General features: G+C 61.9%; 3 protein-coding genes and 2 pseudogenes. 1 reads left to right on the top strand and 4 read right to left on the bottom strand.

The window, feature by feature from the left end:
• The 4 genes and pseudogenes from HX846_RS27885 to HX846_RS27870 all read right to left on the bottom strand — a co-directional run.
• Positions 1-131 (bottom strand): annotated as a pseudogene (locus HX846_RS27885) (serine/threonine protein kinase); the annotation flags it as partial.
• A pseudogene (locus HX846_RS27880) lies at positions 98-349 on the bottom strand (hypothetical protein); the annotation flags it as partial. The pseudogenes HX846_RS27880 and HX846_RS27885, both read right to left, overlap by 34 nt.
• Positions 350-387: 38 nt before the next feature.
• Positions 388-933 carry a cytochrome b/b6 domain-containing protein gene (locus HX846_RS27875; protein WP_003210336.1) on the bottom strand — a complete coding sequence of 182 codons (546 nt, stop codon included), beginning with the start codon at positions 931-933 and terminating at the stop codon, positions 388-390.
• Positions 933-1,199 carry a PepSY domain-containing protein gene (locus tag HX846_RS27870; protein WP_003210334.1) on the bottom strand — a complete coding sequence of 89 codons (267 nt, stop codon included), beginning with the start codon at positions 1,197-1,199 and terminating at the stop codon, positions 933-935. Before HX846_RS27870 ends, HX846_RS27875 begins: the two co-directional genes overlap by 1 nt.
• Before the next feature lie 147 nt (positions 1,200-1,346).
• Between HX846_RS27870 and HX846_RS27865 the strand changes: the two genes are divergently transcribed.
• On the top strand, positions 1,347-1,629 hold a 283-nt coding region (locus tag HX846_RS27865; protein WP_178966526.1), incomplete at its 3' end, for a response regulator.

Raw genomic sequence — 1,629 nt, 5'->3', positions numbered from 1 at the left:
CGGGTCTTGCCGATCCAGCCGCCGCCCACCTCAAACAGCCCGGAGGTTTCCTGACACGCCTCGCTGCCCAGGTACACCACCAGCGGGCTGATCAATTCCGGCTTGAGGCGTTCGAAGACTTGCGGCGGGACCCGGCAAACCACACGGCCATCAGGTCGCCGCCGGGCAGGGCGGTGACCGAGGAGGAATGCACAAAGTCATTGAGCTGCGAGGAGACAAAGCGGCTGCTGTATTGCGGGGCGGCCTCTGTTGGCGAGCTGTCCTTGGGGCCTTGGGCAAACGGCGCCAATACGTGGGGCGGATGGCTTTGCCAGGCAGCGAAAAACACCACCAGCAGACTGCAGATCATTAAAAGCGGGCGCATAGAGAACCTGTCGGGAAAAAGGATTACTGCGCACGGTCATCCGGCAGGCGCCTCCTGCGGCCGGTGAGCATGGATAACGGCAGGTTGTCCCGCACCTGGATACTTTCAAACAACGCCGCCAGCACATGCACGCCTACCAGGCCGGCCAGTACATTGGCGGCAGTTTCGTGCAACAGCAGCGGCCAATCGGCGCCCCACAGGGCGTCGACTTCCTGCATCAAAAAGCCACTGGCACCGATAGCCAGCAGCGCCAGCAACATCAGAATCATCACCAGCGCGCCAATGGGCGAATGGCCCAGGCGGTGCTGCGGCCGGCGGTTGAGCAGTGAACGCACATGGCCCATGAGCCGTTCCGGCGTTGGCCAGAAGTCCGCCCAGCGCGCGCTGCGCGGACCGACAAATCCCCACACCAACCGCACCAGCAACCAGGCCATGGCGTAATAGCCCAGCCATACGTGCCAGTCGTCGCCTGCTTCGTTGAAGAAGTAATTGGCCACAAAGACGCCGGCGATGGAGAGGTGAAACACCCTCACCACCGGGTCCCAGAGGCGCAGGGAGGTTGCTGGCATCAGCCCTTGATCTCTGTCTTCACGGCCTTGCCGGTGACTGGATCGTGGTAGATCTCGACCTTGCGCTTGTCCTTGTCAAAGCCATAGATCTCGTAGCAGTTGCCGTCAGTAACCTTGAACTTGCTGATCTCGTAGCCCTGGGCCTTGAGTTGCTCCTGAAAGGCCTTCTGGTCCTGCCATTGCGAGCGCTCGGCAGTGGTGCATTGCGGGCCGGCGAAGGCCATGGGGCTGGCGATAATCAGCGACAGCAAGAGAATTTTGCGCATGGAAGCACTCTCAGCAGATGTGGGAGATTTCACTGTGCAAAACCAACCTTAGCGAAAGCTTAGTTGGCAACGGCCCGTAACATCTTTCCCGAAATAGCCTCGACGGTTACACGGCATCATGCCGCCGGTTACTCCAGAGAATCAGTTATGCGCCTGCTCCTTGTCGAAGATGATCGTGCCCTTGGCCAAGGGATCCGCGTGGCCCTGGGCGCCGAAGGCTACACCCTGGACTGGTTGCAGGATGGCGTCAGCGCCTTGCACGCGTTGCGCACCGAAAGCTTCGACCTGCTGCTGCTCGACCTCGGCCTGCCGCGCCTTGACGGCCTCACACTCCTGCAAACCCTGCGCGCCGAGCAATACGACCTGCCGGTGCTGATCCTTACCGCCCGCGACGGCACCGCCGAGCGCATCGCCGGCCTGGACGCCGGCG

It is taken from the genome of Pseudomonas sp. K5002 (genome assembly GCF_013386655.1).
Classification (GTDB): Bacteria; Pseudomonadota; Gammaproteobacteria; order Pseudomonadales; family Pseudomonadaceae; genus Aquipseudomonas.
The sequence above is the reverse complement of the archived record's forward strand: the minus strand, read 5'-3'. Positions and strand labels throughout refer to the sequence as shown.